Here is a 6,062-nt window from a genome sequence, read left to right on the forward strand (position 1 = left end):
ATATCTTTCAGCAGCCTTGCAGACCCGGTTATCGATAGCAAACGCCGAATCGTGGTTCGGCGTCGGTTCTTTCAGTGTTGCCTGTCTTGATCAGTGCACCAGCATGCCGGTGAACCAGTAGGCCTGGGCCAAGGTGATCAAGCCGACGATCGTTGCAAAGAATAGGCTGTGTTTGAGGGTGAAACGGAACAGGTCCGACTCCTTGCCTACCAGCCCGGTTGCTGCGCAGGCCACTGCGATCGATTGCGGCGAGATCATCTTGCCGGTCACGCCGCCGCTGGTGTTGGCCGCCACCAACAGGGTGTCGTTGACGCCGATCTGGTGAGCGGTGGTGGCTTGCAACGAACTGAACAGCGCGTTGGAGGAAGTATCGGAACCGGTCAGGAACACGCCCAGCCAGCCCAGGAACGGCGAAAAGAACGGGAACGCCGCGCCGGTACCGGCCAGCACCAGGGCCATGGTGGAGGACATGCCCGAGTAGTTGGTGACGAAGGCGAACGCCAGCACCATGCCGATGGACAGGATCGGCCAGCGCAGCTCGAAGAACGTCTCTTTAAAAGTGGTCAGACCAGTTTTGAAATTGATTTTCAGCACCAGCATGGAGATGAGCGCCGAGAAGAAAATCGCGGTGCCGGTGGCGGAAATCGGATCGAGCTTGAACACGGCGGGAATGGCGGTGGGGGTGACCACGATGGGCGCGACCTTGACCACCATCTTGTCCAGGTGCGGGATGGCGAAGTTGAACACCCAGCCGTACATCGAGCCGCCCGCGGCGAACATCGCCTTGAACGGTTTCAGGGTCCAGATCGTGACCAGAACGGTGAGGATCAGGAAGGGCGACCAGGCCTTGATGATTTCGCCCAGACTGTAGGGGGAAGCGACTGTGCTGCGAGGCTGGCCGAAGCCGCCGACGCTGGCAACGGCCGCACCGACGCTGGTGCCGGCGATCTGGGCGCCTGCGGTGCGCTTGGGTTGCCAGACTTTCAGGAACAGCGTCAGGGAAATCAGGCTGGCCAGGGCCGAGGTGATGTCTGGCAGTTCCGGGCCGATGAAGTTGGAGGTGAAGTACTGGGTGATGGCGAAGCTCAAGCCCGCCACCAGCGCCGCCGGCCAGGTTTCCCGGACGCCGCGCAGGCCATCCATCATGAACACCAGCCAGAACGGCACGAACAGCGACAGCAATGGCAGTTGGCGACCGGTCATGGCGCCGATCTTGAAAGCATCGATCCCGGTGACCTGGCCGGCCACGATGATCGGGATGCCCAGCGCGCCGAACGCGACGGGCGCAGTGTTGGCGATCAGGCACAGGCCGGCGGCATACAGCGGGTTGAAGCCCAGGCCCACCAGCAAGGCGGCAGTGATGGCGACCGGTGCGCCGAAGCCGGCGGCACCTTCCAGGAATGCGCCGAAGCAGAAGCCGATCAGCAGCACTTGAAGGCGTTGGTCATCGGTGATCGACAGCACCGAGCTGCGGATGACCTCGAACTGGCCGCTCTTGACCGTCAGTTTGTAGAGGAACACGGCGGCGACGATGATCCAGGCGATCGGCCACAAGCCGTACGCGAAACCATAGCCGGCGGCGGCGAGCGCCATGTCCACCGGCATCTGGAAGGCAAGGATCGCTACGGCAATCGCCAGGGCCAGGGTGATGCTGCCGGCCACATGTCCCTTGAGGCGAAACACCGCCAGGGCCAGGAAGAAGAAAACGATGGGAATGACGGCCGCGAGAGCGGACAAGCCGAGACTGCCGAGCGGACTGTAGAGCTGTTGCCAGGTTTGCATGGTGGGTGGGCCCCTAATTGTTGTTGGTCAGGCACTGGTCAGCGGTTTTGGATAATTGGTAAGACCAATTTACAAGCGCTGTTGGCTAGGGTAAAAGCCTTGGTTGTCGTGTGTCAATTTGCCGCCCACAAAACTTTCGTCGAATAAGCGGTGCAGATCGCATCTGCTCCGCTCGGGCCGATGGCGTCTGGTGGGTGTGGTCGAGGCCCGGATAGGCCAGAATAGAGAGCCCGGCGAGCCGTCGGGACCGTGGAGAATCGAGTTATGGGGTTTGATCAGATTCGTCAGCGCCGTTTGTCTGACGATATTGTCGAGCGGCTTGAAGGAATGATCCTTGAAGGCACGCTGAAAGCGGGCGAACGGCTGCCGGCCGAGCGGACCCTGGCCGATCAGTTCGGCGTATCACGCCCTTCGTTGCGCGAGGCGATCCAGAAACTGGTCGCCAAGGGACTGCTGGTCAGTCGCCAGGGCGGTGGCAATTATGTGGTGGAGTCGCTGGGTTCGACCTTCAGCGACCCTTTGTTGCTGCTGTTGGAAAGCAACCCCGAGGCGCAACGGGACCTGCTGGAGTTTCGTCACACCTTGGAGGCCTCCTGTGCCTATTACGCCGCGTTGCGGGCCACGGAGGTGGACCGCGAGCGGCTGACGGCGGCGTTCGGTGAGTTGCAGGATTGCTATGCTCGCCACGACGAAGTGAGTCGAGCGGAGGAGGGCGCGGCGGATGCGCGTTTCCACCTGGCAATCGCCGAGGCCAGTCATAACGCGGTGTTGCTGCACACCATCCGTGGACTGTTCGATCTGCTCAAGCGCAACGTGGTGACCAACATCGGTGGCATGTACAAGCAGCGCAGCGAAACCCGCGACATGCTGATCAGCCAGCATCGTGAGTTGTATCAGGCGATCATGGACGGGCACGCCGAGCAAGCGCGAGAAGTGTCCAGCCGACATATTCTGTATGTGCAGGAAGTGCTGGACGAAGTGCGTCAGGAAGCGCAGCGGGTGGCGCGGGCGGAACGGCGCAAGGGAATATAGTGATGAAACCTGTCGGAGCGAGCCTGCGCGCGAATGCGGTGTGTCAGTCAAAACAATGTTTACTGATCCACTGCAGTCGCGAGCAGACTCGCTCCCACATGCAATCTCGCGAAGGCTAGTCTTCCTTGCCCTTGTTGCGCACGGCGCGCTGCAGCTCGCGCCCGGCATCGCGCTCGCGCTCGGTGTCGCGCTTGTCGTATTCCTTCTTGCCCTTGCCCAGTGCGATCTCGCACTTGACCAGGTGCTTGCTCCAGTAGAACGACGTGCAGACACAGGCGTAACCCTTCTGCTGTACGGCAGCGAAGAGTTTTTCCAGCTCGCGCTTGTTGAGCAGCAATTTGCGGGTGCGCACCGGGTCGGCGATCACGTGGGTGCTGGCGGTGGTCAGCGGGGTGATATGACTGCCCAGCAGCCAGGCCTCGCCGTCCTTGAGCAGCACGTAGCTGTCGACCAGTTGCGCCTTGCCCGCGCGCAGGCTCTTTACTTCCCAACCGGCCAGGACCATGCCGGCCTCGAAACGTTGTTCGATGAAGTAGTCGTGTCGCGCCTTTTTATTTTGCGCGATGGTCCCTGTGGGGTGTTTCTTCTGTTTAGCCATAGGGGCGGCATTATAGGCAGTTGCGTGCGTGTCGGCTACGGTGAAGCAGCACGCTTGAGCACGTTGAGTGAATCCCGGACAATGCGGCCTCTTTTTTGAACGCTTGGGCGTGATAACGATGTCGACAGACAAGGTCTCTGTCCACGGCAGTTGGGCTAGCCGCTGGGTCTTCATACTCGCCGCCACCGGTTCGGCCGTGGGGTTGGGTAGTATCTGGAAATTCCCCTACATGGTCGGCGTCTACGGTGGCGGAGCCTTCGTACTGATGTTCCTGGCCTGCATCGCGCTCATCGGCGCGCCGGTGATGCTGGCCGAGACCCTCATCGGTCGTCGCGCCCGGCAGAGCCCGGCCAACGCCTTGAAGGTGTTGGCGGTGACGGCGGGGCACTCGGCCAAGTGGTCCTGGGGTGCCTTCGCCGGGATGATCACGGCGCTGCTGATCCTGTCGTTCTACAGTGTGGTGGGCGGCTGGTCGCTGGACTACATCATTAACATGGGGCGGGGTGACTTCCAGGGCTTGCCGCCCGATCAGGTGGGCGCCTACTTCGGCAATGTGATTGCCGACCCCTGGAGACTGACCCTCTGGCACACGATTTTCATGGTCCTCTCGGCGGTGGTGATCGCCCGGGGCGTGGTTGCGGGGCTGGAACGCAGCCTGCGGATCATGATGCCCTTGCTGTTCGTGATGATCCTGGTGCTGCTGGGGTACAGCATGACCACCGGGCACTTCACGGAAGGCCTGCACTTCATGTTCGATTTCTCTCCGGAGAAGGTCATGGACGGCTTGCTGCCAGCCATGGGGCATGCGTTTTTCTCTCTGAGCGTGGGGGTTGGCTCCATCATGATCTATGGCGCCTACATGCCCAAGAACGCCTCCCTTACCAGGACGGTGGTCGGGGTCGCGCTGCTGGACACCTTTGTCTCGTTGCTGGCCGGTGTGGCGTTGTTTCCGATCGTGTTCGCGGCGGGCCTGAACCCCAGCGAAGGGCCGGGACTGATGTTTGTCAGCCTGCCCTTTGCCTTCGGCAGCATGGCGTTCGGCCAGTTGATGGGGGTGGTGTTCTTTGTCCTGGTGGCCATCGCTGCCTGGAGCTCGGCTATTTCCCTGCTGGAACCGATGGTGGCTTACCTGGTTGAGCGGACCCGTCTCAGTCGTGCCTGGGTGACTTTCTGGCTGGCCTTCACCTGCTGGTTCGTTGGCCTGGGCACGGTGTTTTCCTTCAATATATGGAAGCAGGCCAAGTTTTTCGTGAACGAAGACGGGCTGTTCCGCCTCTATCAATGGGGAGCGACCGGAGGGCTGGATTTCTTCGGTGTGATTGATTTCTTCACCTCGCGGATCATGCTGCCACTGGGAGGCTTGTGTTTCGTAGTGTTTGCAGGGTGGATCATGGGGCGTGAAGCCGTACGCGATGAGTTGTCGCTGCGCAGCCCGGTGCTGTTCGCCGCGAGCCTGTTCCTGATGCGCTACGTGGCGCCCATCGGCATCCTCGTAGTGTTTGCCGCCCAGCTGTGGAAGTGACGCTTACATGACGACACATATTCAACGCTCGGCCTTGCTGCCCTACCCGGCGCAGGCGCTGTACGACCTGGTCAACGATGTGGCGAGCTACCCGCAGTTCTTGCCCTGGTGCTCATCGGCCGAGGTGCTTGAAAGCTCCGAAACCCACATGCGCGCCAGCCTCAATGTCGCCAAGGGCGGGCTGAGCCAGCATTTCGTCACGCGCAATACCCTGGTGCCGGGACAATCCATTGAAATGAACCTGGAAGAGGGGCCTTTCAATCAGCTCCATGGCATCTGGGTGTTCAAGCCGTTGGGTGACAAGGCCTGCAAGATCAGCCTGGATCTCTCGTTCGACTATGCGGGGCCGCTGGTGCGGGCCACGCTGGGGCCGTTGTTCAATCAGGCGGCCAACACCCTGGTCGATGCGTTCTGCCAGCGCGCCAAGCAGAACGCAGAGCTCAAGCGTTGATCGAGATAGAAGTGGTGTATGCCACCGCCGAGCGTCAGGTCCTGCGGGGCTTTGCCGTGCCGGAGGGGACCACGGTGCGCACCGCGCTGGAAACATCGGGCATGGCCCAGGCGTTTGCCGGACTGGACCTGGCGACCTGTCCGGTCGGTATCTTCGGCAAGGTGGTTGCCGATCCGGAACGCCAGGTGGTGCAGGCAGGCGATCGGCTCGAAATCTATCGACCATTGCTGGCAGATCCGAAAGAGATCCGCCGCTTGCGTGCGGCCAAGGCCGCCCAGGCGCGTCAGTCCAGTAAGTAGCCAAGGCTGTTTTACAGGCGATAAAATGTATGGTCAGCCCTTCTCCTGCAACCTCATGGGCTGTTTTCGGTAAAGCTGGCTTGCGCTAATGTATCCGGGCTCGTTGTGAGCGTTGCTGCAACAACGCTCGGCCCTCGATGAGTAGCCGCTCCCGACTGTCCTGAAAAAACCCTCAGCTTCTAAAGCTGATTTTATTGCCAGGTTCTCAGTCGGGCCGTTTGCCGTTTACTGTCATCAGTCAGTGACGTCGCAAAAGCCGGTGGTAACGCTGTGCATTCAAGCGTTCGGATGTGGGTCGTACTGGCCGCCTTTGGCCAGTACCGCCCACACGATTCGCGCCAGTTTGTTTGCTAGCGCACACGCGACGACATTGGAGTG

Annotated in this window: 6 protein-coding genes; 4 read left to right on the forward strand and 2 right to left on the reverse strand. The window is 60.9% G+C overall.

The genetic code is table 11. From position 1 onward, the window contains the following. Positions 1-90: 90 nt before the first annotated feature. Entirely contained in the window at positions 91-1,782 is a 1,692-nt protein-coding gene (locus tag BT179_RS24215) for a lactate permease LctP family transporter (RefSeq protein WP_072432028.1), read from the reverse strand. A 264-nt stretch (positions 1,783-2,046) separates the two neighbouring features. Here BT179_RS24215 and BT179_RS24220 point away from each other — a divergent pair, with 264 nt between their 5' ends. Then, on the forward strand, positions 2,047-2,814 hold the full coding sequence (locus BT179_RS24220) for a GntR family transcriptional regulator (protein WP_072388591.1): 768 nt from the start codon (positions 2,047-2,049) through the stop codon (positions 2,812-2,814). A 115-nt stretch (positions 2,815-2,929) separates the two neighbouring features. Here the strand turns inward: BT179_RS24220 and smpB are convergent, their stop codons facing one another. Further along, positions 2,930-3,412, reverse strand: coding sequence for an SsrA-binding protein SmpB (gene smpB, locus BT179_RS24225; RefSeq protein WP_072388589.1), 483 nt, complete (start codon positions 3,410-3,412; stop codon positions 2,930-2,932). A gap of 118 nt (positions 3,413-3,530) precedes the next feature. Here smpB and BT179_RS24230 point away from each other — a divergent pair, with 118 nt between their 5' ends. Genes BT179_RS24230 through BT179_RS24240 form a run of 3 tightly spaced genes read left to right on the forward strand, consistent with a single transcriptional unit; the run spans position 3,531 to position 5,684 of the window. Continuing rightward, positions 3,531-4,934: a sodium-dependent transporter gene (locus tag BT179_RS24230; RefSeq protein ID WP_072432027.1), complete on the forward strand. Its 1,404-nt coding sequence runs from the start codon at positions 3,531-3,533 to the stop codon at positions 4,932-4,934. Between the two features lie 7 nt (positions 4,935-4,941). Further along, positions 4,942-5,385, forward strand: a complete 444-nt coding sequence (locus tag BT179_RS24235) for a type II toxin-antitoxin system RatA family toxin (protein ID WP_072388585.1) — start codon at positions 4,942-4,944, stop codon at positions 5,383-5,385. Then, the gene (locus BT179_RS24240) at positions 5,382-5,684 is read left to right on the forward strand and encodes an RnfH family protein (RefSeq protein ID WP_072388583.1); all 303 of its coding nucleotides are present in this window, start codon (positions 5,382-5,384) and stop codon (positions 5,682-5,684) included. Before BT179_RS24235 ends, BT179_RS24240 begins: the two co-directional genes overlap by 4 nt. The last annotated feature ends 378 nt before the right edge of the window (positions 5,685-6,062 follow it).

This window comes from Pseudomonas sp. NFACC43, assembly GCF_900119645.1.
Lineage (GTDB): Bacteria > Pseudomonadota > Gammaproteobacteria > Pseudomonadales > Pseudomonadaceae > Aquipseudomonas.

Bases quoted from the DNA above. Each gene is read 5' to 3' on its own strand.
- BT179_RS24235 (WP_072388585.1), top strand. From the start codon at position 4,942: ATGACGACACATATTCAACGCTCGGCCTTGCTGCCCTACCCGGCGCAG.
- BT179_RS24230 (WP_072432027.1), top strand. From the start codon at position 3,531: ATGTCGACAGACAAGGTCTCTGTCCACGGCAGTTGGGCTAGCCGCTGG.
- BT179_RS24215 (WP_072432028.1), bottom strand. From the start codon at position 1,782: ATGCAAACCTGGCAACAGCTCTACAGTCCGCTCGGCAGTCTCGGCTTG.
- smpB (WP_072388589.1), bottom strand. From the start codon at position 3,412: ATGGCTAAACAGAAGAAACACCCCACAGGGACCATCGCGCAAAATAAA.
- BT179_RS24220 (WP_072388591.1), top strand. From the start codon at position 2,047: ATGGGGTTTGATCAGATTCGTCAGCGCCGTTTGTCTGACGATATTGTC.